Genomic DNA, 25,902 nt, shown 5'->3' with positions numbered 1-25,902 from the left:
AAAACATGTTTGAAGAAATACAGTTTGAAAAGATAAACAGATTGCCCAAATACCTCTTTGCGGAGATCAATGATCTGAAAATGGACCTCAGACGCAAAGGGCAGGATATCATCGATTTTTCTATGGGAAATCCTGATGCAGATACACCGCAGCCGATCATAGACAAGCTCTGCGAAGTGGCGAACCGCTCCAAGACACACGGCTACAGTGCCAGTAAAGGAATCTACAAACTCCGTTTGGCAATGAGTGACTGGTATAAAAGAAAATACAATGCAGACCTTGATCCTGATACAGAGATCGTTGCGACCATGGGAAGCAAAGAGGGATATGTGCACCTTGTGCAGGCGATCTCCAATCCCGGAGATGTGGCTATCGTGCCTGACCCTACCTATCCTATCCACTCGCAGGCATTCATACTGGCAGGTGCGAATGTTGAGAAGATGAAGCTGGTCTTTGATGAAGAGACCTTTGAAGTGGACGAGGAGCGTTTCCTTTCCGATCTGGAAGAGGCATTGGACAACTCCGTGCCGCAGGCCAAGTTCCTAGTAGTGAATTTCCCGCACAACCCGACAACGGCGACGGTAACGCCGCAGTTCTATGAAAAGCTGGTCGCTCTGGCAAAAAAGAAACGTTTTTATATTATTTCCGATATCGCCTATGCCGATATCACCTTTGACGGGTACAAGACACCCTCCATTATGGAAGTTGAGGGTGCCAAAGATGTGGCTGTGGAAGCCTATACGATGTCAAAATCCTACAATATGGCGGGATGGCGGGTTGGTTTCGTGGTCGGGAACAAGAAGCTTATCGGTGCACTGCAGGCGATCAAGTCCTGGCTGGATTACGGTATGTTCACGCCTATTCAAGTCGCTGCGACCGTCGCACTCAATGAACATCATGATGTACCTGAGAACCAGATCATCCCTCTTTATGAGAAAAGGCGTGACGTGATGATCAAAGCCTTTACCAATGCAGGCTGGCCACTGGCAAAACCGAATGCTTCTATGTTCATCTGGGGAAAGATCCCTGAAGTGGCACGGGATATGGGTTCCCTTGAATTCTCCAAACAGTTGCTGCTCCATGCCGGTGTGGCTGTGAGTCCCGGTATCGGATTTGGAAAGTACGGTGACGAATATGTGCGTATTGCATTGATCGAAAATGAAAAGCGTATCCGTCAGGCGGCAAAAAATATCAAGAAGTTCCTGAAAGAACTTGAGGATAAAAAGAAAAAAATTCAATAAAAGAAGTTGAAATATGGTTAAAATAGGAATTTTGGGCGTAGGCACTGTGGGTGAAAGTGTTGCGAAGATACTTGAAGAGAACGGTGACATTATCGAAGCAAGAGCCGGCAAAAAGATCGTCGTCAAGTCAGGTGTGGTTAGAGACCTGAGCAAGAAGAGAGAAGTCGATATCGTATTGAGCGACAATCCTTCGGATGTGGTGGATGATCCCGAGATCGATATCGTTGTGGAATTGATGGGGGGAGTGGAAGAACCCTATGCACTGGTTAAAAGAGCATTGGAAAACGGTAAAGCGGTGGTGACGGCGAACAAAGCCCTCCTTGCCTACCATCGTTACGAGCTTCAGGAGATCGCAGGAGACATCCCTTTGATGTACGAAGCGAGTACTGCCGGGGGTATCCCGGTGATTGGTGCTCTGAGAACCGGTCTTTCTGCCAACCATATCGAATCTATTCAGGGGATCATGAACGGTACCTGTAACTATATGCTCACCAAAATGATCAACGAAGGCGCACAGTATGACGAGATCCTCAAAGAGGCACAGGACCTGGGGTATGCTGAAGCGGACCCGACCTTCGACGTAGGCGGCTTCGACGCTTCGCACAAACTGCTGATCCTCGCTTCCATTGCGTATGGCCTGGATGCCAAGCCGGAAGATATCCTCATAGAAGGTATCGAGAACATCACGCAGACAGATGTAGCCTTTGCCAAAGAATTCGGTTACGAGATTAAACTGCTTGGCATTGCCAAAAAAGTGCAAGATGAAAACGGTGAAAGCGGTGTGGAGCTGCGTGTGCATGCAACGATGATACCACAGGAGAGCATGATTGCCAAAGTGGACGGTGTGATGAATGCTGTGACCGTTGTCGGTGACCGTGTGGGTGAAACGATGTATTACGGGCCGGGAGCCGGCGGCGATGCCACCGCTTCCGCGGTCATTGCCGACATCGTCGACATCGTGCGAGGGAACCAGGGGCCTATGCTCGGATATAAAAAAGGGTTGGAGAGTGGCCTCAGACTCTTGAGCAAAGATGAGATCGTAACACAGTACTACATCCGACTGGAGGTGGATGACCAGAGCGGTGTGTTGGCTGCCATTACCTCCACCTTGGGTGAATTCGGTATCTCCATAGAGTCCATGCTGCAGAAACCGACCCACAACGAAGAGATCGCAAAACTTCTTTTCACAACGCACAAGACACAGGAGAGCAAGATGCAGGATGCGATCAAAGCGCTTGGCAAACTCGATGTGGTACATGGTGAGATTGCGATGATGAGGATTGAGAAGTAAAATAAAATAGTACTCTGTAGCTTTAAAGTGAAAGAAAGGTTTATGTTGTGGCAATTTTTAAATGCAGTGGATGTGGACATATTCAGGAAACATCCAATGACTATATAGGTAGGCGTGCACAATGTCCAAAATGTCAAGAACAGACTATTGTCCAAAATACAGTAAACTATATCAAAAAGCTAACAGAAAAATATCTCTTGCAAAGTAAACAGTTAACTGAACTAAAAAAAGAACTTCAAAATATAAATGGTTTACAGAATCAAGTTGATATACTTGAGGTATATGATGCTTTACCTATTGATAATTTAGATATTCACAATACAGATCTCTTTTCACAAAAAGAGCATTATGCTCCTATAATTAAGTGGTTTAAGAATAAAAATATCACAGCTGAAATTGATTCTGGGATGATGGATACTACAGGATTTTTTGATGAAATTGCTATTGGTATTGGAGATGATTTTAATACAATCGGTCCAATCATTAGTCAAATAAAATATATACAAAGTAAAAAATATGATACAGTCAAACTAGCACTATCTAAAAAGAGTGATAAAGAGATTCAGGCAATCGTAAAATTTTGTAACATGCTATATACATATTCTTTTGTTACACGATATCATTTTCAAAAAAAAGAAAAAGTAATTTATATGACCTTGCAGGAAATTCCTAAAATAAAAAGTTTTTTTAATGGTCTGTGGATGGAATGGTTTGTTTTGATAAAGATTCTAAATCTGTTTTTAGAAAAAAATATAACACCGGCGATAGCAAGAAGTGTGAATATAATTTTTCCAAATAATGACAAAAATGAATTAGATATTTTTTTCATTAATAATCATAATGATCCTGTATGTATAGAGTGTAAAACAGGTGAATTCAGACAGGATTTAAACAAATATTTTTCATTAAGAAAAAAACTTGATATCAAAAAAGAAAATTTTATTCTTTGTATATTTGGGTTAAGTGATGAACAGGCTAAAGGATTAACAAGTATGTATGAAATAACACTTGTAAATGAATTGTCACTTATCTCTTATTTAAAGAATCAATTGGTATGATCATTAAAGTATACAAAAAGGAAAACTAAAATGGCAAAAGAGCACTATTTCGATATATCTGCCAAGCTGGACATGATGGAAATGAAAAATGCTATCGAGCAGGCAAAAAAAGAGGTGAGTACACGTTTCGATTTCAAGGGAATAATGACCGAGATAGAGTTGAATGAAAAAGCGAAAGTACTGAATCTCTCCAGTTCCAGTGACAGTAAGATAGATGCACTCAAAGATATCGTGATGAGCAAGATGATAAAGCGTGGGCTTTCCACCAAGTCACTTGATGAGGTAAAAACAGAAGGGATCAGCGGCGGAAATGTGAAGGTGGTTTACCGTATCGTTGACAGCATTGAAAAAGATGAGGCAAAGAAGATCGTCAAGGCGATTAAGGATGCCAAGTTGAAGGTTACGCCTTCCATTCAGGGTGATGAGATACGTGTCAGTGGAAAAAAGATCGATGATCTTCAGGCTGTGATCGCCTTGGTCAAGCAAATGGAGGATCTCAAAGCACCATTGACTTTTGGGAACTTCAAGTAGGGTGCGCAATTGCGCACCATTTTTCTGCACTCCAAATCAGTTGAACGGCTGATTAGCCACAGTGTCCCCCGCCGCAGCATCCTGAGTGGGCTTTTGGTGTGTCTGCTACGAAGATATCGAAATGCTGTCCGTCCTCTTCGAGTCTGAAGTTGTGTTTGTTGCAAAATTCTTCATTCATATGCTTTACCATGTCCATGGCTTCTATGAGGGCATCGTCTTTATTGTCGAACGATATATTGTTCGTGAAATCGCTTTTTTGGAAACATCCACACTCTTTTTCTACAGTAATTGTAAACATGTTTATCCTTTTTGATATAATAGTTCCCAACAATAACCCAAAGGGCTTAAATAAACGTTAATTTAAGTCTAAATAGGATAAATTTAATCTTATTTATTAAAAAAGAAGCATTTTGACTGTAAAGGCGTACGATGACAAAGAAATATGAACGGGAAGAGATAGAGAGTGTCTGTACCTATTGTGGTGTCGGGTGCGACATTACCGGTGTGGTGGAGAACAACAAGATCGTCAAGATATTTGCACAGAAGGATGGGGTGGTTTCTGAAGGAAAACTCTGTATTAAAGGCAAGTACGGGTATGACTTTGTCGATGCAAAGGACCGGATACGTGAACCGCGTATCAAAAAGACTTTTTTGGAAAAAAATCCTCATATCCAGAAGCAGTTTTCTTCAAAACTTTCCGAATTCGATACCAATTATATGACCTGCGATCTGGATACGGCAACCACGATCGCTGCCATGAAACTTTCTGAGATCAAAGAGAAGTACGGCAGTGACAGTTTCTGTGCTATAGGAGGTGCGAGAACATCATGTGAATCTGCTTATGCCTTCCAGAAGTTCTGTCGTGAGACCATGGACTCTCCGCATGTGGACAACTGTGCGAGAGTCTGTCATTCTCCAAGCCTCAAAGGGATGAGGGCAACCATAGGGGAGGGGGCTGCGACCAATCCTTACAACGATATCTATGAGTGTGAATATATGATCGTGATCGGTTCCAACACGATGGAAGCACATCCGATCATCGCGAACCGTATTGTCGATATGGCAAAAAAACACAATAATCTGGCTGTCATTGATGTGCGTGAAACAAAATTGGCACGCTTGGCCAAACACAACTGCGTCATTCCTTATGAAGCGAATCTTCTTATACTCAATATGATGGCTTATGTGATCATCGATGAAGAGCTGTACGACGAAAGTTTCATCAATAACCGCACCAAAGGTTTTGAGGAATTCAAAGAGAAGATACTGAATGATCCGTATGCCGATCCCTCTTTCTTTAAAGAGGTCGAAGGGTATGAGTATCTTGCAAAAACGATCCCCAATATCGCAAGAGAGTATGCGGTCAAAAAATCGATGATTTTCTGGGGTCTGGGTATCACCGAGCATCTGGACGGTTCCTATGCTGTTATGGCGATCACCCACCTGGCGCTGATGACGGGAAATGTGGGAAAGACCGGTGCAGGACTTATGCCGCTTCGTGGACAGAATAATGTACAGGGTGCCTGCGATATGGGATGTCTGCCATACTTTGCACCGGATTATCAGAAGCCAAAAGTAGAAGGACTGATGACACCGCAGCTTGTGGATGCGATGATAGAAGGACGTATTAAGGGGCTGCTCAACATGGGAGAGGATATCACCCATATCCACCCCAATGTCAACAAGACCGAAAAGGCGATCGGAGAGCTTGAGTTCCTGATGGTACAGGAGCTTTTCATGAACGATATTGCCCAGCGTGCCGACATGGTCATCGGTGTGCGTTCGGCCTACGAGAAGACAGGTGTCTATGTCAATGCAATGCGCCGTCTGCACCTCTCACAGCCACTGGTTAAATCTGATCTTCCTGATGACTGGGAAGTGCTTACACAAATGGCACAGAAACTTGGGGACAGAGAGAACTTCAACTTCAAAACATCCGAAGATGTCTGGAACGAGGTAAGGGAAGTGGCACCACGCAGATTCAGCGGTGCAGACTACTACAGGCTGGCACGTCACAGAAAAAGAGGGATGCAGTGGCCGATCTACCATGAGGATACCCCCGTACTTCATCTGCTTGATTTCCGTACGGATGACGGACTTGGAAAGTATGTCTACAAGCAGTATGAACCAAGGGGCATGGTCCAGGAGATCATGGAAAAGAGATTTTATAATGACTCTCTTGAAGGGTATTACCTGACAACGGGCCGTACACTGGCACACTACAACAATGCCGCCCAGACCAAAAGAAGCTCCAAGCTCGACACTAAGTATGATGAGGATGTGCTGCTCGCATCACTTGAAGATGAGGAGAGGTTCGGAGATAAAGTGATCCTCAAAAGCGAATATGGAGAAAGTGAGGCACTGACGGTAAAATATACCGAAAAGGTAAAGGCAAAGACACTTTTCTGCACCTTTCACCATGCCAAAAGCCGTATCAATGCGCTTTTTGGGGATGAGTGTGATGAGCTTATTATGACAGCAAGATTCAAATCGGTTAAGGTGGATGTGATCCCTGTAGGGGATGAGATCGCTTGCGGATAATCTGAAAGGTCACAGTTTGTGACCTTATAAAACCTCCTATATAGAACATTTTATAAGGTTTTTTATAGAAGGGTATATGTTTATGACTCGCAAATGTCGCTACAGCGGATAACCTTATAAAATATGTTAGATTATGAGGTTTTTATTTTTCATTATGTCCTATGTAATTTGCTGATATCATACTGAATGATAATTTGTACGCCCATCAGAACAGGAAAATAAAATTAAACTCCCAGAAGAATTGATAGAGCTTTATACACAAACTATACATATCGTAGATGGATTTATGAAGTGGCTCACTTTTTATGCAATGGATACAGTCTAATATCAGAATAAGTGATCAAAAGAAAATACTTAGTATAGTCTTTCCCTAAAGATAAAAGGATTCAAAGAATTATGGAACATATATTAAAAGAAAATAATAAAGCGATTGTTCACTTAAGACAACAGTTTAAGAATAAAAATCTTGGGCTTGTGTTCGGGGCAGGAGCCTCTATGAATTTAGGTTTTCCATCATGGGTAAAGCTTATTAAAGATATTGCAGAACATCCCATGGTTGATGGTATAACACTATATGAATCTCTAAAAGAATCCGTTCCCCAATCAAGTATAACAGATATATTATTCCAGCATTTTAAACTAAAAAGAATAAAGGAATTTGAGGGAGAAGATGAATATTTTATAAAAAAAAGATTACTGTCGGATTGGCGAGGTATTATTTATTTGTCTCTATATCGTGATGCTCTTGAAAGTAGAAAAGATAAGATAGCTTCACATCCTTATCTTAATGATTTTATTCCTATGATTCAAAACTCAGAAATAACGATAAATTATAATTTTGATGATACGTTAGAGTTTATACTTTCCGAGCATCATCAAGGAGACATGCAGAAACCATATCAAGTCTTATGGGAATCCCATAGTCAATACAAGATAGACTCTCCTGTCATATACCATCCTAATGGTTTTTTGCCAGAAGATGAAAATAGCCAACAAAGTGAAGAATTAATATTTTCAGACGAATCATTCTCTGACCAATTACTAGATAGCATGTCAGGGAAATCCAATATGATTTTAAATCAATTTACTAAGAAAACTTGTATATTAGTTGGCTTATCACTAGAGGATGCAACGCTCAAACATTTATTACGGCAAAGTGCTATTTTGTCACCGGGTAATTATCATTATTACATACGATATACAAATGAAGATTTAAGTAATGAGGAGAAGGAAGCAATATTCAATTCTAATTTCACTACATATAACTTAGTTACATTGTTTTTTAACGATAGTGGAATTAGTAAATTTGCTAAACTAATTACACAAGAATCAGAAGAATTCCAATCATTTGCCAGAGAATTAGGGATACCTGTTAAGTTTATAAATTATTTTGTAGGCTCTGTTGCTGTTGGAAAGTCTTCTATACTATCACATTTTGGTAGTTTTCATATTTTAGAGGAATGGATAGATAAACGACCACCAGAGCTAGTAAAACCATTTAGTGATTTAGATATAGAGGAAAAGAAACAGGTTGAAGAATGGATTAACGGACAATTTTGCAAAAAAAATAAATGGTTAACTGAGCAAAAGGAAGGTTTCTTCTTGGTAGACAGGAGCCCTTTAGACCCCATTAGTTTTACCACCGATAAGGAGGAAGAAAAGAAACGAGCAGAAAGTATGTTGAAGGGGATTAGCAATGGAGAAGGACTAATGGTAGTTCCTGGTAATGTTGTTTTCTTAGAGAGTGATGTAAAAGAACAAAAAGGCAGATTGCTTGCAAAAAGAAAAGCTTCATGGACAGAAGAATTTTTGAGTGAGTTGAATATAAAAACTAAAAAACTCTACGCAGAGAATTACTCAACATGTATAGTAAATAGCCGAAGCTCTCTACATGACACAATTAAAAATACAGCTAAAGTACTTTTCTGCGATGACTACAATGAAAAAAATCTTCATAATAACTTAGAAAAATTAGCAAAAGACGGGATTAGTTTATGAAAAAAAAAATATATTTAGCAGCACCATTATTTAATGAGCAGGAAAGAATATACAATAAGTCTATAAAAAATTTATTGACCTCTCGTTATGAAGTTTATTTACCTCAAGAAGATGGACTATTACTTAAAAACTTACTTGATCAAGGAGTAGCATTAAGTATTGCGGAAAGAAAGATTTTTTCTGCAGATATTGCAGCTATGGAAAATTGTGATATATTGCTCGCCATTTTAGATGGTGCCCATATTGATGAAGGTGTTGCATTTGAAATTGGATACATGTATGCTTTAGATAAAAAATGTATAGGGATACAAACTGATATAAGAAGGCAACTACCATCAGGGAATAATCCTATGATTAGTATGTCATTAGATAAAATTTTTGACAATGCAGAAGATGTTGTACATTGGCTGGAAGGTCTAGCCTAGCTACCAATTTAAAGCTGTGACAAAACTATTATGAATTTAGGGTTCAGTTCAAGAAAAATTGTTAATGTTTTTTCTTTTTCTTAATCATTTTCGTAAGTGGTGAACCACTTGGGTATAGGACTTTAGCAGATGGTACATCTCCTGCTGCAGGATCCAAATGAGAGTCTTGATCATCGAAAAATATGTGGGGTTTAAATGCTTTTAAAAAACGGCTTTTTTGCAAACCTCCTAGAAAAAATGCTTCATCAACATATACATTCCAGCTTCTAAGTGTTTTGATAACTCTCATTTCGGCAGGACTATTCCGTGCTGTCATGATAGCGATTTTAATAGGGGAAAACTCTATTCTTCCAGGTAATCGCTCTTGAACTTTTGCCAACTTCATTAAAAGTTTAGCATGTGGTCCTTTTCTCAGAGGTATATCTTGTGACTTATCCTCATTCTCATGGAAAGCAGGCAACCCCTTAGTCTGATTTACTATTTCACTATCTTCACTAAAAATTACTGCATCTGCATCAAATGCAAAACGAACTTGATCCTCTGCTAGATGCTTATTTATTTTTGGTGGAGCTTTTACAATTGCAGAGGCACATACATTACTATCAATAACCCTTTGTGCATCCTTTTCACTTGTTGTTAAAAATAAATCTACATAAAAGGCATCCAAGTAATCTACATTTGATTCCCCTGCAGTAAAAGCCGATCTGGATATCTTCAATTTTCTTCTTCGTATTTCATTCAGAACTCTATACCCTGTTTCTGGACTATTTCTTGACATAACCACAACCTCTACTATAGGAGGTTCACCTTCTTTTTGATATTTATTCAAATTTAATAATGCTTTAACAAGGGGCATACCAGTACCATCGTCAAGTGGATCATTTTCATGCTTGAGCATATAATTTCTATATTTTTCAATAGCTGTATCGGGATCTTTTTTTATTTTTTTACGAAAATTGCTATCTGCTTTTGAAAGATCGAATAATGCGGTTGCAGATATCCCAATTACAAGAGATTCTGATAGATCGAGAGGCATTTGATTCCTTTAGTACGATATTTTAATATTAATAGTATAGCAAGAATGTCTTATTTATAAAACCTCATAAAATATATAATTTTATAAGGTTTTCTCTTTTCATTTCAGACGTTTAGAATGAAATTCTTAGTCAGAGATTATTAAAAAGATGTCATGACCGTAGGGAATCTACACTTGCAAATATAATTGTAATGCTTGAAAAGTATTACAATATGACATATTTTTAACCCCTTCCTCTTTTTCCCTCTATACTTCTAATATAAACTGGCAGGAGTACCCATGAATGAACTCACTATACCTATACATGATAAAATATACACACTACGTGGAAAGCAGATCATGCTTGATGAAGATTTAGCGGAATTGTATCAGATAGAAACAAGAATTTTAAATCAGGCTGTTAAGCGTAACATAGAAAGATTTCCAGAAGATTTTATGTTTCAACTTACAGAAGAAGAGTATGGAAACTTGAAATCACAATTTGTGATATCAAGTTTGGAAAAGCATGGAGGTAGACGAAAATTACCATTTGTTTTTACCGAAAACGGTGTTTATATGCTCTCTGCGGTACTTAAAAGTCAAGTAGCTATAGATGTGAGTATAGAGATTATGCGTACCTTTACGAAACTCAGAGAATTTACTTTACACTACAATGCTTTGGGTAAAAAAATTATAGAACTTGAACGTAAAAATGATAAACAGTTCAAAAAAGTATTTGATATCTTAGATACTCTTATGAACGATACACAAAGAACAGATGAAAAAGTTATGGGATTTATAAAAGATGCGTGAACTCCCCAAAATTTTTGGTGATAAAAGTGAGGATCTGGCTACCCTGTTCCTGGAGCAGGAAGGCTTTATTGTCATCGAACGGAATTACTTCGCCAGAAAACTAGGTGAGATCGACATCATCGCCCAGAAAGATGAGGTACTGCATTTCATTGAAGTGAAGTCGGGGAAAGCGGACTTTGACCCTGTCTATAATGTGACGCCTGACAAGCTCAGAAAAGTGATTAACTCTGCACACTACTATATGAAAAGTAAAAAGATCGATGTTTCTTTTTCCGTAGATGCACTCATTATCCGTGGTGATGAAGTTGAATTCATTGAGAATGTTACGCTATAATCATTGCAAATAATAAATATTTAAAGAGTGAATGATGAGATTGACAGAAGAAGTGCTTCAGAATTTTGAAGCAAATGGCTTTTTGCTATTGCCCCAATTTGCAGACCATGAGCTCTGTGATACGATACGAGATATTGCTCTGGCACACCTGAAGCATAAAGTACCACCGATCGAAACAGAATTGGAGTATGTCGGCAAGACCAAAGAGGAGCGTAAGCTTATCTCGGACGGGAAAGCACATCTCTTTGAAGGACAGGTGACGGTTCGCCGCCTCAGACAGGTATATCACCGCGATATTGTATTCAAGCACTGGATGGAGAATGAAAAGATACGTCCGGTTCTGAAGCAGATACTCGGAGAAAATCCGACCATTACCATTGCCCATCATAATTCCATTATGACTAAAATGCCGCATACCTCTACCGAGACCAGATGGCATCAGGATTTCCGCTACTGGCACTTTGAAAATGACAATCTTGTGAGTGTATGGCTGGCTCTTGATGAAGAGAATGGAGAGAATGGCGTGCTTGAATTTATTCCGGGGAGCCATAAAATGGATTTTGCTCCGTCACAATTCGATGAGAAAGACTACTTCTCCGACAGTTGTGAAGAGAACCGGAAGGCCATTACGGGGAAAGTGTGTTACCCGCTGCAGAAAGGGGATGTAGTCCTTTTTCACTGCAAATTGTTACATAGAGCCAACAGGAACAGTACGGATGAACCGAAGATATCCTTTGTCTATACCGTCAAAGGGTGCAGCAATAAAGCGATAGAAGGCACACGCTCTTCGGAATTTGAAGAAGTACCGCTGGATTAAAAAATGTTCCCAAAGGTAATTTGGCTCAAAAAGTTGACAAAATAATAAATATAAGCTATAACCCATTAATGAATTTAAGATATAATCTTTCAATCAAACCAAAATAAAAGGATTTAAACATGGCAAAATATGTAGAATTGACAAGCGAAAACTTTGACGCGACAGTAGCTGAAGGTGTAACAATGGTAGACTTCTGGGCTCCATGGTGCGGACCTTGTAGAATGATCGCTCCTGTTGTTGAGGAATTGGCAGAAGAGTACGAAGGCAAGGCGACTATCGCTAAAGTGAACACTGACGAGCAGCAGGAACTTGCTGTTAAATACGGTATCAGATCTATCCCTGCGATCCTTTTCTTCAAGAACGGTGAAGTAGCGGACCAAATGGTAGGTGCCGCTTCCAAAGATGCATTTGCAGAAAAAATCAACGCACTGCTGTAAGCTGTGCTGTAACTGCAGGAGGTTTTCCTCCTGTACTCCCTCTTAAACCAAACCAAACTCCTTTTAAAAATTATTAACCAAGTATTTAAAGTGTATAATTTCAGTAATTATTTGTTTAAAAATTTTAACTTTTTCAAGGATTCAGTATGTTAGATTGTGCAATTATCGGTGGTGGGCCTGCTGGGCTTACGGCAGGACTCTATGCGACCAGAGGCGGGCTGAAGAATGTAACCATGTTCGAAATGGGAATGCCGGGCGGACAGATCACGCAGAGTTCGGAGATAGAGAACTATCCGGGATTTTTCGAGCATGACAAAACAGGTATGGATTTTATGGATACCTGGCAGAAACAGTGTTTTCATTTTGGTCTCAAGCATGAAATGAAAAAAGTAGAACGCATAGCAAAAACAGGTGAACATTTTACCATTATACTTGAGGGCGGAGAGCAGGTAGAAGCAAAAACGACTGTTGTCTGTACGGGGTCAGTACCTAAACGTGCGGGATTCAAAGGTGAAGATGAGTTTTTTGGTAAAGGTGTGAGTACCTGTGCAACCTGCGACGGATTCTTTTATAAAGACAAACCTGTTACCGTACTGGGTGGGGGGGATACCGCGCTGGAAGAGGCACTATATCTTTCCAACATCTGTTCTGATGTCTATGTAGTACACAGAAGAGATGCATTCAGGGCAGCACCTCCAACGATGGAGAGAGTCGAGAAAAAAGAGAATATTCATCTTGTGACCGATTCTGTTATTGAAGAGGCGTATGGTGATGCGATGGGACTTCAGGGTGTAAAGATCAAGAATATAAAAACAGATGAGATCACAGATATGAAGAATACAGGACTCTTTGTGTTTGTCGGGCATGATGTACGAAATGAAGTACTGCAAGATGAGAACGGCGGATTCATCTGTGAAATGAACGACTGGGGTCAGGTAATTGTTGATCTGAGTATGAGGACATCGGTAGAAGGGCTTTATGCCGCAGGCGATCTTCGTGTCGAGGCACCAAAGCAGGTCGTGGTTGCAGCCGGTGACGGTGCGACAGCTGCATTGCAGGTAATTTCATATATTCAAGAACAGGCATAAGGATAACAGTATGACAAAAGTAGGAATCGTCGGTAGTACAGGAAGAATGGGTGCGCATCTGATCAAGAATGTGCTTGAAGAAGAGGGGCTGGAGCTTGCTGCGCTGCATGTGTTCGATGAGCTGACGGTAGATGTCCCCGATGAAGTGCTCATCACCAATTCCATGAGTGAAGTACTTAAGGCCTCTAATGTCGTGATAGACTTCTCGGCCCCTGTCGCCACACAGGAGCTTTGTGAAGAAGCGCTGAAGAATCCTACGGCGCTTGTCATTGCAACGACCGGCTTTACGGCACATCAGCAAAATCTTCTGACTGAAGCGGCCAAAGAGATGCCGGTACTCTACTCTTCCAATATGTCTGCGGGCATCGCTCTTTTAAAGCAGCTGGTTGAGCAGGTTTCAGCGACGTTGAAAGATTTCGACATAGAGATCGTAGAGCAGCATCATAGACACAAAGTAGATGCACCAAGCGGTACGGCACTGACACTGGGCGAATTCGCTGCCAAAGGGCGTGGACTTGAGCTTGATGATGTAAGAGTGTCCGGTAGGGACGGTCAGATCGGTGCAAGAACCAAGGATGAGATTGCGGTAATGGCACTGCGCGGCGGTGACATCGTAGGGCGGCATACGGTCGGTTTCTACAATGATGGTGAATTCCTCGAGCTCAACCATACGGCAACCAGTAGGGAGACTTTTTCCAAAGGTGCCATCAGAGCGGCAAAATGGCTGGTAGACCAGAAGAATGGTCTTTACTCCATCAATGATTGTTTAGGAATCTAAAATGATACATTACTATAACTATTCACTAAACTCAGAAGGAGCTTTATAATGTGTGCAATTGTCGGTGTGTTCGGTGCGAAAAAAGCTTCTACGGTAGCCTATTACTCTCTCTTTGCGATGCAGCATCGCGGGCAGGAAGCTACGGGTATCTCCACGGCGAACGGTGAGCGTATCTTCATGTACAAAAAACGCGGTATGGTGGCAGACGTTTTTTCACAGGAGACACTCGACAGTATGGAAGGTGGATGTGCTGTAGGGCATAACCGTTATTCTACTGCCGGAAGTGAATCTGCCGGTGATTCCCAGCCTGTATTTGCCAAATATAAACTCGGTGAGATCTCAGTCGTGCATAACGGAAACCTTGTTAATAAAAACGAAGTGCGTAACAGACTGATTGATCGTGGAGCTATTTTCCAGACCGATATGGATACTGAGAATATCATTCACCTTATTGCCAAAAGCCAAAATGATGCGCTGGTCGACCGTATCAAAGATATGATATATAAAATAGAGGGTGCCTACTGTCTGGCCATTCAGAGCCGCTCCAAAATGTTCGTGATCCGTGATAGATTCGGTATTCGTCCTCTCAGCCTTGGCAAGCTCAAAGACGGTGGATGGATAGTCGCTTCCGAAACCTGTGCTTTTGATCTTGTCGGTGCAGAGTTCGTACGTGATGTCAAGCCCGGTGAGATGCTGATCTTCGAAGAGGGGAAAGAACCTCTTTCCGAGCAGATATTTGAACCTGATTATCACCCTTGTGCTTTTGAATATATCTATTTTGCAAGACCGGACTCTATTATCGATGGTAAGAATGTTTATGAAATGCGTTTGAGAATGGGTAGAAAACTGGCCGAAGAGACACCGGCAGACATTGACCTGGTTCTGCCGGTACCCGATTCGGGTGTGGCTGCCGCCAGAGGATATGCAGACGGACTGGGCGTGCCTTTTGAGATGGGTATCGTACGGAACCACTATGTTGGGCGAACGTTCATTGAGCCTACACAGGAGATCCGTGACCTTAAAGTGAAGATGAAACTCTCTCCTATCAAACATTTGATTCGTGGGAAAAGAGTAGCGATCATTGATGATTCACTGGTAAGAGGTACGACTTCCAAGCAGATCGTCAGAATGCTGAAAGAGGCAGGTGCCAAAGAAGTACATATGCGCATCGCGGCACCGGAGATCAAATACCCCTGCCGATACGGTATCGATACGCCGACGAAGCAGGAGCTTGTTTCTACCAAATATACTCCTGAAGAGATCGCTAAAAATATGGGTGCCGATTCACTTGGTTTTTTGTCCATAGAGGGATTGAAAGAGTCTCTCGGAAAAGATAGAAACTATTCACTTGTCAGTTTTGACGGGGATTATTTTGCGGGGGGAAGTGCCGAGAGTCCAGGGTGTGCCGGAGGGTGTTAATTACAGTGTAGGTTGGGGTGTCCTCACCCCGACCTACAACAACGGATGAATCCGTTATTTTTTTCTATTCTTTTTCTCTTCTATTCCTGACATTCCGAAACGTCTTGCCAATTCCTGTTTTACTCTGTCCGGAGAGATCTCTCTGTATCCGAGTCCTACAAGGGTATGGTAGAGCAGGTCGGCAGTTTCGTAGATAACCTGTTCATCACTCTCTTCATCGATAGCGACACAGACTTCATCCGCCTCTTCACGTATCTTGCTGAGCATGAGATCTTTGTCATCCAGAAGTTTTTTTGTCCATGATTTCTGTTCTGCTGAGGCATTTTTTCGTTCAAGAATGGTATGGTAAAGGGTATCGATCACACCGTAAATGGCATCGGTATCGACCTCTTTGTCCAGAATGACCTTCTCTTGCAAGACAGAGGTAAAGAAACAGCTTTTACGTCCTGTATGACAGGCAACACCGTTCTGTTTTATCTTGAGTATCACGGTATCTGCATCACAGTCAAGAAGTACATCTTTAACTTCCTGTGTATGCCCGGAACTTTCACCTTTTTTCCAGATCCGCTGTTTAGAGCGACTGAAATAGTGTGCATACCCTGTAGAGAGGGTGAGTTCATAGGCTTCTTTATTCATGTAGGCAAGCATAAGGACATCGTTTGTCTGTGCATCCTGTGCAATAGCGGGGATAAGGGGGTTTTTGTTCCAGTCTATGGTCATGATAAATTTCTCCATGTGTAGGGGGTGTGCCATTGCACACCGATGATGTCCGTTCTTCTTATCTGCGGTGTGCAATGGCACACCCTACGAGATATTATTGAGCAGCCGAGATGGCTTTTTGCTCTTTGCCTTTGGCATCTACCCAGATGTTCGGTACCGCACCGCCGGGTGTCAGGAAGATCTGAGCATCTTTGTTGACCTTGAGTGCTTCATTGAATTTTCCCTGTGTCTTGATCTGCTCGAGCTGCAGAAGATCAGATGTGAGTGAATTTGAAATGAGTTTGTTCGCTTTGGCCTGTTCTTCAGCTTCAATACGGATCTTGTCCGCTTCACCCTGTGCTTCGATACGGTTCTTCTCCGCTTCACCGCGTGCGATCTCCGCTTTACGCTGTGCTTCCTGTTTCGCTTTTTCTTTCATCTGCTCGGCAATGGTCACTTCCTGCTTGGCGATCTGTACACGCTCGATCTGTTCTTTGATCTTTGTGGGGAGATTGATGGTCCTGAGCTCTACAGAAGTAAGGATGACCGGTTTCTCGGGAAGCTCCTGTACACTCTGCTTGATCTTTGTTTCAATAGCCGCAGCGATCTCATTACGCATTTCGGGAAGCTGTTCTGCCGTGTACTGTCCTACGACATCACGTACCACTTCACGTACTTTGGAGTTGATGATCTTCTCTTCCCAACTCGTACCCCATTTTTCAATGGTCTTTGGTGCTGTTTCGGCACGCAGCCTGTACTGCACGGCCAGATCGATATTGACGGTCAGTCCACGTCTGTCAAGCACGGTTATGGCAGGGTTCCGTTTAAGCCCGCCTTCATAATTTCTGTATCCTTCACCCAGTGCGCCTGTAGAGATATCAGAGTAGGTGATGAGCCTGATACGGGTATTGACCGGTACGATCTTCTGTAGGATGGGTATATAGAAATGTAGTCCCGGCTGTAAAGGAGTGTCCTCGAATTTACCGGTATTGATCTTGATGCCGACCTCACCGGAATTGATAATGGTAAAAGGTTTGAGGGCAAAAAGGCCAAAAGCAATGGCAATGACAATGAGTATCCATGAGGCACCTTTTCCCATACCTCCCATGGGGTTTTGGAAACTATTGTTCCCGTTTCCCTGATTGTTATTATTGCTGTTATTGGGTTTTTTCTTTTTGAAATAGTCGTTCATGTCTGCAGGCATTGCATTCCTTTTTGTTTTTGATGTATTTATATGTTAAATATAAGTCAAATAGTGTTTGTATTTTTCATTTCTGCCAAAAACAACATCAAAATAGGCACTTTGAAGCTGCTCTGTCATGGGCCCTCTTGCTCCATTGCCGACAACTCTGTGATCAAGTGAGTTGATCGGCGTTACTTCGGCTGCGGTTCCGGTAAAGAATGCTTCATCGCAGATATAGATCTCATCCCGGGTAATATTTCTGCGCTCTATTGGTATATTGGCATCTTTTGCGAGCTCTAAAATAGTATCCTGGGTGATAGATTCCAGGGAATTATCGTTCGGAGGCGAAATTAAAACACCATCTCTTACGATAAAAAGACACTCACCTGTTCCCTCTGCTGCAAAACCGTTCTCGTCAAGCATGAGTGCTTCCTCAAAACCATTTTCAATAGCTTCATATTTGGCCATTTGACTATTGAGGTAGTTTGCTGCTGCCTTGGCTTTGCCAAAAGTAGAACGGTTCGGATTGCGTGTAATAGACGAGGTGCAGACCTTAATACCATTTTCAAGGCCTTCATCACCGAGGTAAGCCCCCCATTCCCAGGCAGCAACCGCCGTTCTGACAGGAGCTTTGACATGATGTACCCCCATTTGTCCATATCCCAGGAATATAAGAGGTCTCATATATACATTTCCGGTAAATCCATTACTTCTCAGTACTTCAATATGTGCCTGCCTTACTGTTTCATAATCCATATTTGGTTTGATAGCAACAATCTTGGCAGAATTGAAAAGTCTTTTGCAGTGATCATCCAGTCTGAAAATGGCTAAGCCATCTTCAGTCTGGTATGCTCTGGTTCCCTCAAAAACAGCATTTCCATAGTGTACTGTATGTGTGAGAATATGCACTTTGGCATCTTTCCAGTCTATCAATTCTCCATCCATCCAGATATATTTTGCTTCATTCATTGTTATACTCCAAGACACCCGATACGGATGTAAAATTAATGGATTATTTTAGCTAAATTGTTGTTAATATGTGGTTATGCATACTTAAGGAAAAGGCCTATGCAGAGGGAAAGGAAAACAGTGAGAAGTATCTGGAGAACATTATGAGTTCTGTCCGAGAATGCCATTTTCTCCTGCAGCCAGTCGGAGATCTTCATAGCGGGGAAGGCCATGAAGACCAGCATGACAATGGAAAAGACCAGTGTTAAGACAAGATCCTGCATAATTATATCCCGTAGTAATGATGTATGAACGTTGTCTCTTCTTTACTTTGAAGAGGCAGCGTATGGACTGTTGTACCGTTATTGTCCAGTATGACCAGTGTATCATTTTTAAGTTTTAAATGCTTTTTGCCCCACTCTTTTTCCAGGCGCTCGAACTCTTTGAAGATGGTCATATTGTTGGGTTTTTCTTTGAATTTCGGGTCTTCTTTGTTGATGATCTGCAAGCCGCCAAAACGTTTTTCGAGTGCATAGGGGCTGAACTGTTGTACGGTTTTGTAGACCCGTGTATTTTTCGGGCTGGGTTTGCTCTCTATCAGGGCATTGATGCCGATCAGGAGAAAAGCCAGGAAAAATGCGGGTAGAAGATATTTTCGCATGTTCTGCATGGTGGGCCTTTTGAAATATTCAGCTATAAACTTGCTGTAATAGTAATGAAAATGATTTCTGCAAGTATAGATGTTTTTGTTTAAAGCAGGCTTGATGAATATCAATTAGGACAAGGGGAAACTGTGTTACCATATATTTATCAATTTAAATTACGCTAAACAGAGGCAAATAATATTATGAAAAACTTTTTCTATCTCGAAGGTGCCTACCTTATATTAGGCGGCATCATTCTTCTCATCACTCTTTTTGTCGGTACGCGGCCGTTCATGGCAAAAGGTGCATGGAAGAGAGGGCTTTTGTGGGTATCACTGGTGATCGCCATCATGGTAGGGCTGCATTACAAGATCACCACGAGCAGAATGGAAGCGGTCCAAACTGCTTTCGAGAATGGGCAGACCGTTATCTGTGAAAGCAGAATGCAACGTAAAGTGGCACAGTCGGTGTATATTACAAAGGAAAACGACTGGAGACTTGAAGGTGACAACTTTGTCTCACCCAATTACGCAAGACCTTTCTTTGCTGCGAGATGTATCGTTGAATAACGATGCATCCATAACTTTTTCTTCCGAAGCATAACTATAATTACTACTTAATCAAGAAATAAATTTCCTTGATTTTTCTCCTTTTTCTTGATATATGTCAAGCTCTTCTAACCTCTAAACTGTCATAATACACCTATGCTCTAGGGTTTTGACCCCTTTAGTAAATAGATATTTCAACAGGAGACATGAATGGAGCAGTTAATCGTTCGTCCGGAGATCGCGTTGGATCAGTTCTTACCGATCTTCATTGAATCGACACTGGTACTTCTTTTTGGTATAGGGTATGCAGCGATCATCACCCTTGCCAAAATGGGGTACTTTTCCAAAAAGTGGATGCCTGTAGGGTATCTATTTTGGGCATTACAAACTTACTTCCTGTACGACTTCGCGATGCTCATCCAGAGTAACCATTTCACCGTAAAAGTGCTGATGGTAACGATGGTAGCGTATTTCTTTATCCCGCATCTTTATTTTTATCTGATAAGTGCAGCGGATGAGCGATATGAAGAAGCAGACGATACGGTGCAGGATACAAAATAAATAAGTATGTTTTGTGAACAAAATATCAATGCGGCCAGCTGCATGAGCCAACTGCTGAAGTTGGCTCAGCGTTAGCGTAGCTTTGTTGGACTTTGTTCAAAAAGCGTCTTATAAATAAAAAAGGAGGACACATGGCTAACAAAAATGTTTCGGTATGGACGAGTATTCCATTCTGGCGTCGTTCAGCGGCATGGGTAACAGGATTTGCAACGATTTTGCTTATCTGGCTTTCGTTCGATACGCTTGGACAGATCAGTATGGGTACAGATGCAGACCTTAAGAACGGGGTAGACAAGAGAGTACCGGCAGCAACGGTTATCAATTATAAAATTGATTACAAAATGAGTAAAAAAAGAGGGCATGAGGTACCGGTGATCGGTGAAAAACAGCCATTCTTCGGTAAAGAGTGGAGTCAAAAGGATGCAGCAGCATTGCTACACCTTGGTAAACTGACTTCTCAGGCAAAGAACTGTATGAATTGTCATACACTTTTAGGTAACGGTGCTTATTTTGCTCCGGATCTTACAAAAGCATGGTTGGATCCTGCATGGCAGAAAGGCGGACCGCTTCAGGGTATGACAGGAAAGAGTACAGTCGAGGAAGCAATGGCTGAATTCCTTCAGCATCCTTCACAGTATCCTACACATGCACGTATGATGCCAAATCTCGGTATTACCGCAGATGAAGCAAAAGGATTGGTAGCTTTCCTCAAGCATATGAGTAGTATCGACACCAACGGTTTCCCAAGAAACTTCTCGAAAACTGTTGATCAATTCAAAGCAGGAGGCACAAATGCTCACTAGTATTAAAACAAATGAATTTGCGGGTGATAAAGGTAAAGAATTAGGAATGATGTATTTCAGAGTAGCGATCATACTCTTTGGTGCACAGCTTCTTATGGGTCTTATCGCTGCGATACAATTCCTGGTTCCGGGGTTCTTGTTTGAACTGTTTGACTTTAACGTTGCCAGAATGGTACACATCAATGCACTGGTCGTCTGGATGCTTTATGCAATGATCGGATCGGTCTATTTCATGCTTTCTGATGAAACAGGTGAACAGTTGGTGCATGCCGGACTTGGCAAACTCGCATTCTGGGTTCTAACAGCTGCTGTAACAGTGGTTGTACTTGTATATATCTTTATTCAGGTCGGTGCCGGTACTGAAGCATCTATCTGGCTGATCAACGAAGGTAGAGAGTATGTTGAAGCACCAAGATGGGCCGATATCGGTATCGTCGTAGTTGTACTTATCTTTTACTGGAATGTTTTTGCAACCTTTATGAAGGGACAGAAAACAGGGATCATGACAGTGATGGTCGCTGACTTGCTTGCGCTTGCCGGTCTTTATGTTGCAGGTATGTTCTTCACAGATAACATTTCTATGGACCAATTCTGGTGGTGGTGGGTTATACACCTTTGGGTTGAAGCGACTTGGGAAGTATTTGTAGGAGTTCTTGCAGCGTATTCACTTATCAAGATCATCGGTGCTAAACGAGAGATCGTTGAAATGTGGCTATGGATCGAAGTTCTTATGTTATTTGGTTCTGGTATCCTTGGTATGGGTCACCATTACTTCTGGATCGGTACACCTGAGTACTGGTGGGAAATTGGTGCGCTATTCTCAGCACTGGAACCAGTTCCATTGGTAGCAATGTTTGTTCACGTACTCTACGACTGGGGTAAAGAACAGGGTATAGCAAAAGCAGAAGGTCATAAAGGGGCTGTTGCAAATAATGGACCGGCTATTGCATGGATCGTAACAAACGCGTTTGGTAACTTTTTGGGTGCAGGTGTTTGGGGATTCTTCCACACATTGCCACAGGTAAATATCTATACACACGGTACACAGTTTACAGCGGCTCACGGTCACCTGGCATTCTTCGGGGCTTATGCTACGATCCTTATCGGGATGATGTACCTGGGTGTTCAGTATGCGTATGGTATTGAGAGATTAAAGGCAACCTTTAAATCTAAAATGGGGATTTTCCTTATTGTGTTTGGTGTACTGGGAATGACTGTAGCCTTGACGATTGCCGGTTATGAGCAGGTACTTGTAGAAAGAGCTGAGCTTGGTGCCGGATGGACTGCATTCTTTGCTGCGCAGGAGTTGCCTTGGTTTGTTCAGGCTATGGTCTGGAGAGCGATTATGGGTGTGGTGACATTCGTAGGATTCATCTACCTTGTGTGGGATCTTCTTACCATTGGTAAAGAGCAAAAAGCAGCACAGGCTGCCTAAATACAAAAAGGTACGGATCTTCCGTACCAACTAAAAAAGAAGGAGAGAGAAATGGGAATGTTATTTGAACCGTTTACTGATGTCGTACCAAGTTTTTTTGGCTGGCTCAATCAGGGACCTCTGACACTGACGATCTTTTTACATACGATAATTATTTTACCGATGTTCTGGATCTATTTCAGTGAGAAAAAGAGATTGCAGCAGGAAAAGTAAATCCTGCAATATTGTGAAGGGCTATGGGTTAGCTCTTCGTAAAACGTATTGTAAAACATAGGTAAAATGATCCATTTTATCTATGTTACATTGATGTTTTTAAAAAAGGAGAACAAATGAAATTAAACAGAATTTTAGGATTGGCTGCAGCAACAAGTTTTGTAGCAACACTGGCTATTGCAGGTACATCCAATATGGATTTTGCCAAGATGTATGAGAAAGAGTGTCAGGGATGTCACGGTCCAATCCACCAGGGTGGTGTCGGTTCCGACCTTAGACCTAAAGCACTTAAAAAGAAGAATGCAGAGAATTTAGCTGCAACTATCTTGCATGGTAGAGAAAATACAGCAATGCCTGCGTGGAGTGCTAAATTCTCAAAAGACGATGCAGCGGGAATGGTTAACTGGCTGATGGACTGGAAGAACACTGTCGAGCTCAAACTTGATCTTGAGAAAGTGCAGCAGACTTGGATTAAATTGGCAGATGTCGATGCATTGGCTAAAAAGTATCCTGTAGACAAGAACGGTAATCTTAAATATAAAGGCGGAGATGTCAAAAATGTAAAAGACATTACTTTTGCGACAGAGAGAGATGCTTCTTTGGTTGACTTTATCGATTCTACAACAGGTAAAGTACTTTCCAGACATAAAGCAGGCTTCGCGGTACACGTAACAGTGACTAACAAAGCAGAGCCTAGATATGCCTACTCCATCTCACGTTCAGGTAGATTGACAATGTTCGATATCGGTGCACCGGGTCAGCCGGCTGTCGCCTCTGTACAGGTCGGACAGGAGTCAAGAGGCCTTGCTGTATCTCCGGATGGTAAATATGTCATAGCGGGTAACTACAATCCAGGTGGTGCCGTACTGTGTGATGCACATACACTTAAGCCTCTAAAAGCCTATGATACCAGCCGTGTGATCGATCCTGACGGACAGATCGGACCATCAAGAGTTGCCGGTATCGCCGATACACCGTATGGGCCATACTTCGCTGTGGCATTGAAAGATGCAGGTCATACCTATATTATTGATTACTCTAAGCCTGACTTCCCAATCGTGGGTGATATTCCAAACATCGGTAAGATCCTCCATGACTGTTTCCTGAATGAGAATAAAGGTGAAGATTTCGGTAGATACTTCCAGATCGCTTCACAGGGTTCAGATCTTATGGGTATCGTTGACTTTAAAACCAAAGCTTTGGCAGCCAAAGTACATACCGGTAAAAAATCCAAGCCGCACCCAGGTCAGGGTTCAAGCTGGTTCAACAAGAAACTCGGCAAGCAGCTCAATGCAACGAACTCTATGAACTTCGGTTCAGTGGTCATCTGGGAATCTCCAGGCTGGAACATTGTGAAGAAGGTAAAAACAGCAGGTGGTGGCCTCTTCGTCGGTACGGGAGAAGATACACCATGGATCTGGTCTGACTGTGTTCTTGGCAAGCCAGACAAGTACAACGAAGTGCACCTGATCAACAAAGAGACACTTGAGACTGACAGAATCATCAAAGTCGGTAAAGCAAAGGGTCAGCTGATCGATGCGAAAAGCGGAAAAGTCCTTCAGGAATGGGATGCGACACAGTATGAAAAAATACCTGTGAACGAAGTAGCTTCCAAGATGAGTAACGAGAAGCTTATGCCTCCTGTAGCAGAAGGAAAACATGGTGCCAAGGTTAAAGACCCTGTGCAGCCAAGACTCCTTCACGCTGAGCCTGCGAACCATGGTAAGTGGACAATGATCTCTGAGTGGACCACCGGTAGAATCGGTATCTACGAATCAGAAACAGGTAAGTTCATCAAGTACATCGAAAACTTGACTACACCTACCTTTACATACTCTGTTGAGCATAGACAACACGTACCGGGTGCTTAATCCAACTCTTACTCTCTCCTTCGGGAGAGGGTAATTTATTGAGATGATCCAAGGATCATCTCAATAAATTACCAGGATCACAGATGGAACGGACAGCGCTAATCAGGCTTCTGATTTTATTTCTCACACTTTTTTCTTTTTCTGCCGCCAAATATATGGACAACCATTCCTGTAAAGAGTGTCATGAGAATATCTATGATGAATTTCAAAGCTCACAGCATTCCAAAAGCTATTTCAATGATGAACTGCACCGCAAGGTAGCCGATACTGCCGACAGTAAAAAATATGCCTGTGCCACCTGCCATATGCCCATGGCGGACAATATGGATGATCTTCTAAGCGGCAAAGCAAGACCCGATAAAGCCAACAAGACCCATACTGATGCTATTTCATGCTATTTCTGTCATACGATAGCCTATGTCAAGAAGGCACATCAGTTCAATATCAATACCAAAGCAAGACAGGCGGAGCACTACAAGCCTACGCTGTACGGCAGACTGGTCCATCCCGATGCGAGTGACAAACACTCTTCTGCATCGAATCCGGTCTATGCCAAGAAGGTCTGTATGGGGTGCCATTCGCATAAACTGAACGATAACAATGTTACTATTTTTAAAGCCATGGATGACACACAGAACAGTCTGGGGTGTATCCGTTGCCATATGCCGGAGGTAGAGGGTGGTGCAGAGAAGATGGACAAGCGTGCCAGAGGACAGCATGCCAGCCACAAATTCCTTGGTATTCATGACAAGGCATTCAGAAAAACAGGTGTCGATATTACACTTACAGTGAAAAATAAAAAGCTGGAAGTGATGCTGGACAATAAAATGGAGCATCCGTTGATCATACAGCCTGCACGTGCAAAGTTTTTAAAGATAAAGGTCATGCGAAAAGGCAAAATGATCTGGCGAAACTACAAGCAAGACCCTGCCGAAGATGCACAGGGGTATTTTTCCTACAGTTTTAAAAAAGACGGTAAAAAAATAATCGTCCCTGCTACAGCGACAGAGGGCAGTGTACACAATCTTAATGCCAAAGAGACAAAAATACTGACGTATGACATCCCTTCTCTACAGAAAGGTGATGTCGTAACTGTTTCACTCTATGTACAGCTGGCCAAAAGTGACTGTGCTAAAGCGATAGATCTTAAAGACAAAAGTCTGATGGAACCAGAGCTTATTAAACAAGAGACTTTAAAGTTTTAAGAGAGT

At 42.0% G+C, this 25,902-nt stretch carries 28 protein-coding genes; 21 read left to right on the top strand and 7 right to left on the bottom strand.

Annotated elements, in window-relative coordinates; translation table 11 throughout:
* Positions 1-5: 5 nt before the first annotated feature.
* From YH65_RS09925 to YH65_RS09910, 4 genes are read left to right on the top strand one after another with little or no spacing between them, the layout of a single operon-like run.
* On the top strand, positions 6-1,241 hold the full coding sequence (locus tag YH65_RS09925; RefSeq protein WP_046551728.1) for an LL-diaminopimelate aminotransferase: 1,236 nt from the start codon (positions 6-8) through the stop codon (positions 1,239-1,241).
* Positions 1,242-1,254: 13 nt separating this feature from the next.
* The gene (locus tag YH65_RS09920; RefSeq protein ID WP_046551727.1) at positions 1,255-2,532 is read left to right on the top strand and encodes a homoserine dehydrogenase; all 1,278 of its coding nucleotides are present in this window, start codon (positions 1,255-1,257) and stop codon (positions 2,530-2,532) included.
* Positions 2,533-2,579: 47 nt separating this feature from the next.
* A complete protein-coding gene (locus YH65_RS09915; protein ID WP_046551726.1) occupies positions 2,580-3,590 on the top strand; it encodes a hypothetical protein in 1,011 nt (336 codons plus the stop codon).
* 30 nt (positions 3,591-3,620) lie between these two features.
* A complete protein-coding gene (locus YH65_RS09910; RefSeq protein ID WP_046551725.1) occupies positions 3,621-4,121 on the top strand; it encodes a YajQ family cyclic di-GMP-binding protein in 501 nt (166 codons plus the stop codon).
* A 52-nt stretch (positions 4,122-4,173) separates the two neighbouring features.
* Here YH65_RS09910 and YH65_RS09905 read toward each other — a convergent pair whose 3' ends face one another.
* Positions 4,174-4,419, bottom strand: coding sequence for a hypothetical protein (locus YH65_RS09905; protein WP_046551724.1), 246 nt, complete (start codon positions 4,417-4,419; stop codon positions 4,174-4,176).
* 131 nt (positions 4,420-4,550) lie between these two features.
* On the opposite strand from YH65_RS09905, the gene YH65_RS09900 reads away from it, so the two are divergent.
* From YH65_RS09900 to YH65_RS09890, 3 genes are all read left to right on the top strand, one after another.
* A complete protein-coding gene (locus tag YH65_RS09900) occupies positions 4,551-6,662 on the top strand; it encodes a molybdopterin oxidoreductase family protein (RefSeq protein ID WP_046551723.1) in 2,112 nt (703 codons plus the stop codon).
* Between the two features lie 396 nt (positions 6,663-7,058).
* The gene (locus tag YH65_RS09895; protein ID WP_052746179.1) at positions 7,059-8,660 is read left to right on the top strand and encodes an SIR2 family protein; all 1,602 of its coding nucleotides are present in this window, start codon (positions 7,059-7,061) and stop codon (positions 8,658-8,660) included.
* The gene (locus YH65_RS09890; protein ID WP_046551722.1) at positions 8,657-9,085 is read left to right on the top strand and encodes a nucleoside 2-deoxyribosyltransferase; all 429 of its coding nucleotides are present in this window, start codon (positions 8,657-8,659) and stop codon (positions 9,083-9,085) included. Before YH65_RS09895 ends, YH65_RS09890 begins: the two co-directional genes overlap by 4 nt.
* 61 nt (positions 9,086-9,146) lie before the next feature.
* Here the strand turns inward: YH65_RS09890 and YH65_RS09885 are convergent, their stop codons facing one another.
* Positions 9,147-10,121: a 5'-nucleotidase gene (locus YH65_RS09885; RefSeq protein WP_046551721.1), complete on the bottom strand. Its 975-nt coding sequence runs from the start codon at positions 10,119-10,121 to the stop codon at positions 9,147-9,149.
* 279 nt (positions 10,122-10,400) lie between these two features.
* Here YH65_RS09885 and YH65_RS09880 point away from each other — a divergent pair, with 279 nt between their 5' ends.
* The 7 genes from YH65_RS09880 (at position 10,401) to purF (ending at position 15,786) form a co-directional block, all read left to right on the top strand.
* Entirely contained in the window at positions 10,401-10,913 is a 513-nt protein-coding gene (locus tag YH65_RS09880; protein WP_046551720.1) for an ORF6N domain-containing protein, read from the top strand.
* Positions 10,906-11,247 carry a YraN family protein gene (locus YH65_RS09875; RefSeq protein WP_011979924.1) on the top strand — a complete coding sequence of 114 codons (342 nt, stop codon included), beginning with the start codon at positions 10,906-10,908 and terminating at the stop codon, positions 11,245-11,247. The genes YH65_RS09880 and YH65_RS09875 overlap by 8 nt, the downstream gene beginning before the upstream one ends.
* Before the next feature lie 34 nt (positions 11,248-11,281).
* Positions 11,282-12,064, top strand: a complete 783-nt coding sequence (locus YH65_RS09870; RefSeq protein WP_046551719.1) for a phytanoyl-CoA dioxygenase family protein — start codon at positions 11,282-11,284, stop codon at positions 12,062-12,064.
* Between the two features lie 119 nt (positions 12,065-12,183).
* The gene (gene trxA / locus YH65_RS09865; RefSeq protein ID WP_011979926.1) at positions 12,184-12,501 is read left to right on the top strand and encodes a thioredoxin; all 318 of its coding nucleotides are present in this window, start codon (positions 12,184-12,186) and stop codon (positions 12,499-12,501) included.
* Between the two features lie 146 nt (positions 12,502-12,647).
* On the top strand, positions 12,648-13,589 hold the full coding sequence (gene trxB / locus YH65_RS09860) for a thioredoxin-disulfide reductase (RefSeq protein ID WP_046551718.1): 942 nt from the start codon (positions 12,648-12,650) through the stop codon (positions 13,587-13,589).
* 10 nt (positions 13,590-13,599) lie between these two features.
* Positions 13,600-14,367, top strand: coding sequence for a 4-hydroxy-tetrahydrodipicolinate reductase (dapB, locus tag YH65_RS09855; protein WP_046551717.1), 768 nt, complete (start codon positions 13,600-13,602; stop codon positions 14,365-14,367).
* Between the two features lie 48 nt (positions 14,368-14,415).
* Positions 14,416-15,786 carry an amidophosphoribosyltransferase gene (purF, locus tag YH65_RS09850; protein ID WP_046551716.1) on the top strand — a complete coding sequence of 457 codons (1,371 nt, stop codon included), beginning with the start codon at positions 14,416-14,418 and terminating at the stop codon, positions 15,784-15,786.
* 54 nt (positions 15,787-15,840) lie between these two features.
* On the opposite strand, the gene hisIE is transcribed toward purF, so the two are convergent.
* The 5 genes from hisIE to YH65_RS09825 form a co-directional block, all read right to left on the bottom strand.
* The gene (gene hisIE / locus YH65_RS09845) at positions 15,841-16,521 is read right to left on the bottom strand and encodes a bifunctional phosphoribosyl-AMP cyclohydrolase/phosphoribosyl-ATP diphosphatase HisIE (protein WP_046551715.1); all 681 of its coding nucleotides are present in this window, start codon (positions 16,519-16,521) and stop codon (positions 15,841-15,843) included.
* 79 nt (positions 16,522-16,600) lie between these two features.
* On the bottom strand, positions 16,601-17,689 hold the full coding sequence (locus YH65_RS09840) for a prohibitin family protein (RefSeq protein ID WP_046551714.1): 1,089 nt from the start codon (positions 17,687-17,689) through the stop codon (positions 16,601-16,603).
* A gap of 33 nt (positions 17,690-17,722) precedes the next feature.
* On the bottom strand, positions 17,723-18,637 hold the full coding sequence (locus YH65_RS09835; protein ID WP_046551713.1) for a branched-chain amino acid transaminase: 915 nt from the start codon (positions 18,635-18,637) through the stop codon (positions 17,723-17,725).
* A gap of 74 nt (positions 18,638-18,711) precedes the next feature.
* Positions 18,712-18,900 (bottom strand): hypothetical protein, encoded by a 189-nt coding sequence (locus YH65_RS09830; protein WP_046551712.1) that lies wholly within the window; start codon positions 18,898-18,900, stop codon positions 18,712-18,714.
* Positions 18,901-18,902: 2 nt separating this feature from the next.
* Positions 18,903-19,286 (bottom strand): hypothetical protein, encoded by a 384-nt coding sequence (locus YH65_RS09825; RefSeq protein WP_046551711.1) that lies wholly within the window; start codon positions 19,284-19,286, stop codon positions 18,903-18,905.
* A 177-nt stretch (positions 19,287-19,463) separates the two neighbouring features.
* On the opposite strand from YH65_RS09825, the gene YH65_RS09820 reads away from it, so the two are divergent.
* From YH65_RS09820 to YH65_RS09795, 7 genes are all read left to right on the top strand, one after another.
* On the top strand, positions 19,464-19,829 hold the full coding sequence (locus YH65_RS09820; RefSeq protein ID WP_046551710.1) for a hypothetical protein: 366 nt from the start codon (positions 19,464-19,466) through the stop codon (positions 19,827-19,829).
* A 189-nt stretch (positions 19,830-20,018) separates the two neighbouring features.
* Positions 20,019-20,369: a hypothetical protein gene (locus YH65_RS09815; RefSeq protein ID WP_046551709.1), complete on the top strand. Its 351-nt coding sequence runs from the start codon at positions 20,019-20,021 to the stop codon at positions 20,367-20,369.
* 131 nt (positions 20,370-20,500) lie between these two features.
* A complete protein-coding gene (locus tag YH65_RS09810; protein ID WP_046551708.1) occupies positions 20,501-21,172 on the top strand; it encodes a c-type cytochrome in 672 nt (223 codons plus the stop codon).
* Entirely contained in the window at positions 21,162-22,607 is a 1,446-nt protein-coding gene (locus YH65_RS09805) for a cbb3-type cytochrome c oxidase subunit I (RefSeq protein WP_046551707.1), read from the top strand. The genes YH65_RS09810 and YH65_RS09805 overlap by 11 nt, the downstream gene beginning before the upstream one ends.
* Before the next feature lie 51 nt (positions 22,608-22,658).
* On the top strand, positions 22,659-22,820 hold the full coding sequence (locus YH65_RS11505; RefSeq protein ID WP_154806496.1) for a hypothetical protein: 162 nt from the start codon (positions 22,659-22,661) through the stop codon (positions 22,818-22,820).
* Between the two features lie 116 nt (positions 22,821-22,936).
* A complete protein-coding gene (locus tag YH65_RS09800; protein ID WP_046551706.1) occupies positions 22,937-24,691 on the top strand; it encodes a nitrite reductase in 1,755 nt (584 codons plus the stop codon).
* 83 nt (positions 24,692-24,774) lie between these two features.
* On the top strand, positions 24,775-25,896 hold the full coding sequence (locus YH65_RS09795; RefSeq protein WP_046551705.1) for a multiheme c-type cytochrome: 1,122 nt from the start codon (positions 24,775-24,777) through the stop codon (positions 25,894-25,896).
* The last annotated feature ends 6 nt before the right edge of the window (positions 25,897-25,902 follow it).

The organism is Sulfurovum lithotrophicum, assembly GCF_000987835.1.
In the GTDB taxonomy this organism is placed as follows: domain Bacteria; phylum Campylobacterota; class Campylobacteria; order Campylobacterales; family Sulfurovaceae; genus Sulfurovum; species Sulfurovum lithotrophicum.
Note: the sequence above shows the minus strand (reverse complement) of the source record. Positions and strands in the feature narration are given on the sequence as shown.

Excerpts from the sequence above, each read along its gene's own strand:
- YH65_RS09870 (WP_046551719.1), top strand. The coding sequence starts at position 11,282 with ATGAGATTGACAGAAGAAGTGCTTCAGAATTTTGAAGCAAATGGCTTT.
- YH65_RS09910 (WP_046551725.1), top strand. The coding sequence starts at position 3,621 with ATGGCAAAAGAGCACTATTTCGATATATCTGCCAAGCTGGACATGATG.
- YH65_RS09900 (WP_046551723.1), top strand. The coding sequence starts at position 4,551 with ATGACAAAGAAATATGAACGGGAAGAGATAGAGAGTGTCTGTACCTAT.
- YH65_RS09840 (WP_046551714.1), bottom strand. The coding sequence starts at position 17,689 with ATGCCTGCAGACATGAACGACTATTTCAAAAAGAAAAAACCCAATAAC.
- YH65_RS09805 (WP_046551707.1), top strand. The coding sequence starts at position 21,162 with ATGCTCACTAGTATTAAAACAAATGAATTTGCGGGTGATAAAGGTAAA.
- YH65_RS09875 (WP_011979924.1), top strand. The coding sequence starts at position 10,906 with ATGCGTGAACTCCCCAAAATTTTTGGTGATAAAAGTGAGGATCTGGCT.
- YH65_RS09835 (WP_046551713.1), bottom strand. The coding sequence starts at position 18,637 with ATGAATGAAGCAAAATATATCTGGATGGATGGAGAATTGATAGACTGG.
- YH65_RS09820 (WP_046551710.1), top strand. The coding sequence starts at position 19,464 with ATGAAAAACTTTTTCTATCTCGAAGGTGCCTACCTTATATTAGGCGGC.
- YH65_RS09795 (WP_046551705.1), top strand. The coding sequence starts at position 24,775 with ATGGAACGGACAGCGCTAATCAGGCTTCTGATTTTATTTCTCACACTT.
- YH65_RS09890 (WP_046551722.1), top strand. The coding sequence starts at position 8,657 with ATGAAAAAAAAAATATATTTAGCAGCACCATTATTTAATGAGCAGGAA.
- trxB (WP_046551718.1), top strand. The coding sequence starts at position 12,648 with ATGTTAGATTGTGCAATTATCGGTGGTGGGCCTGCTGGGCTTACGGCA.
- YH65_RS09810 (WP_046551708.1), top strand. The coding sequence starts at position 20,501 with ATGGCTAACAAAAATGTTTCGGTATGGACGAGTATTCCATTCTGGCGT.
- YH65_RS09905 (WP_046551724.1), bottom strand. The coding sequence starts at position 4,419 with ATGTTTACAATTACTGTAGAAAAAGAGTGTGGATGTTTCCAAAAAAGC.
- purF (WP_046551716.1), top strand. The coding sequence starts at position 14,416 with ATGTGTGCAATTGTCGGTGTGTTCGGTGCGAAAAAAGCTTCTACGGTA.
- YH65_RS09885 (WP_046551721.1), bottom strand. The coding sequence starts at position 10,121 with ATGCCTCTCGATCTATCAGAATCTCTTGTAATTGGGATATCTGCAACC.
- YH65_RS11505 (WP_154806496.1), top strand. The coding sequence starts at position 22,659 with ATGGGAATGTTATTTGAACCGTTTACTGATGTCGTACCAAGTTTTTTT.
- YH65_RS09800 (WP_046551706.1), top strand. The coding sequence starts at position 22,937 with ATGAAATTAAACAGAATTTTAGGATTGGCTGCAGCAACAAGTTTTGTA.
- hisIE (WP_046551715.1), bottom strand. The coding sequence starts at position 16,521 with ATGGAGAAATTTATCATGACCATAGACTGGAACAAAAACCCCCTTATC.
- dapB (WP_046551717.1), top strand. The coding sequence starts at position 13,600 with ATGACAAAAGTAGGAATCGTCGGTAGTACAGGAAGAATGGGTGCGCAT.
- YH65_RS09880 (WP_046551720.1), top strand. The coding sequence starts at position 10,401 with ATGAATGAACTCACTATACCTATACATGATAAAATATACACACTACGT.
- YH65_RS09895 (WP_052746179.1), top strand. The coding sequence starts at position 7,059 with ATGGAACATATATTAAAAGAAAATAATAAAGCGATTGTTCACTTAAGA.
- trxA (WP_011979926.1), top strand. The coding sequence starts at position 12,184 with ATGGCAAAATATGTAGAATTGACAAGCGAAAACTTTGACGCGACAGTA.
- YH65_RS09825 (WP_046551711.1), bottom strand. The coding sequence starts at position 19,286 with ATGCAGAACATGCGAAAATATCTTCTACCCGCATTTTTCCTGGCTTTT.
- YH65_RS09925 (WP_046551728.1), top strand. The coding sequence starts at position 6 with ATGTTTGAAGAAATACAGTTTGAAAAGATAAACAGATTGCCCAAATAC.
- YH65_RS09920 (WP_046551727.1), top strand. The coding sequence starts at position 1,255 with ATGGTTAAAATAGGAATTTTGGGCGTAGGCACTGTGGGTGAAAGTGTT.
- YH65_RS09830 (WP_046551712.1), bottom strand. The coding sequence starts at position 18,900 with ATGCAGGATCTTGTCTTAACACTGGTCTTTTCCATTGTCATGCTGGTC.
- YH65_RS09815 (WP_046551709.1), top strand. The coding sequence starts at position 20,019 with ATGGAGCAGTTAATCGTTCGTCCGGAGATCGCGTTGGATCAGTTCTTA.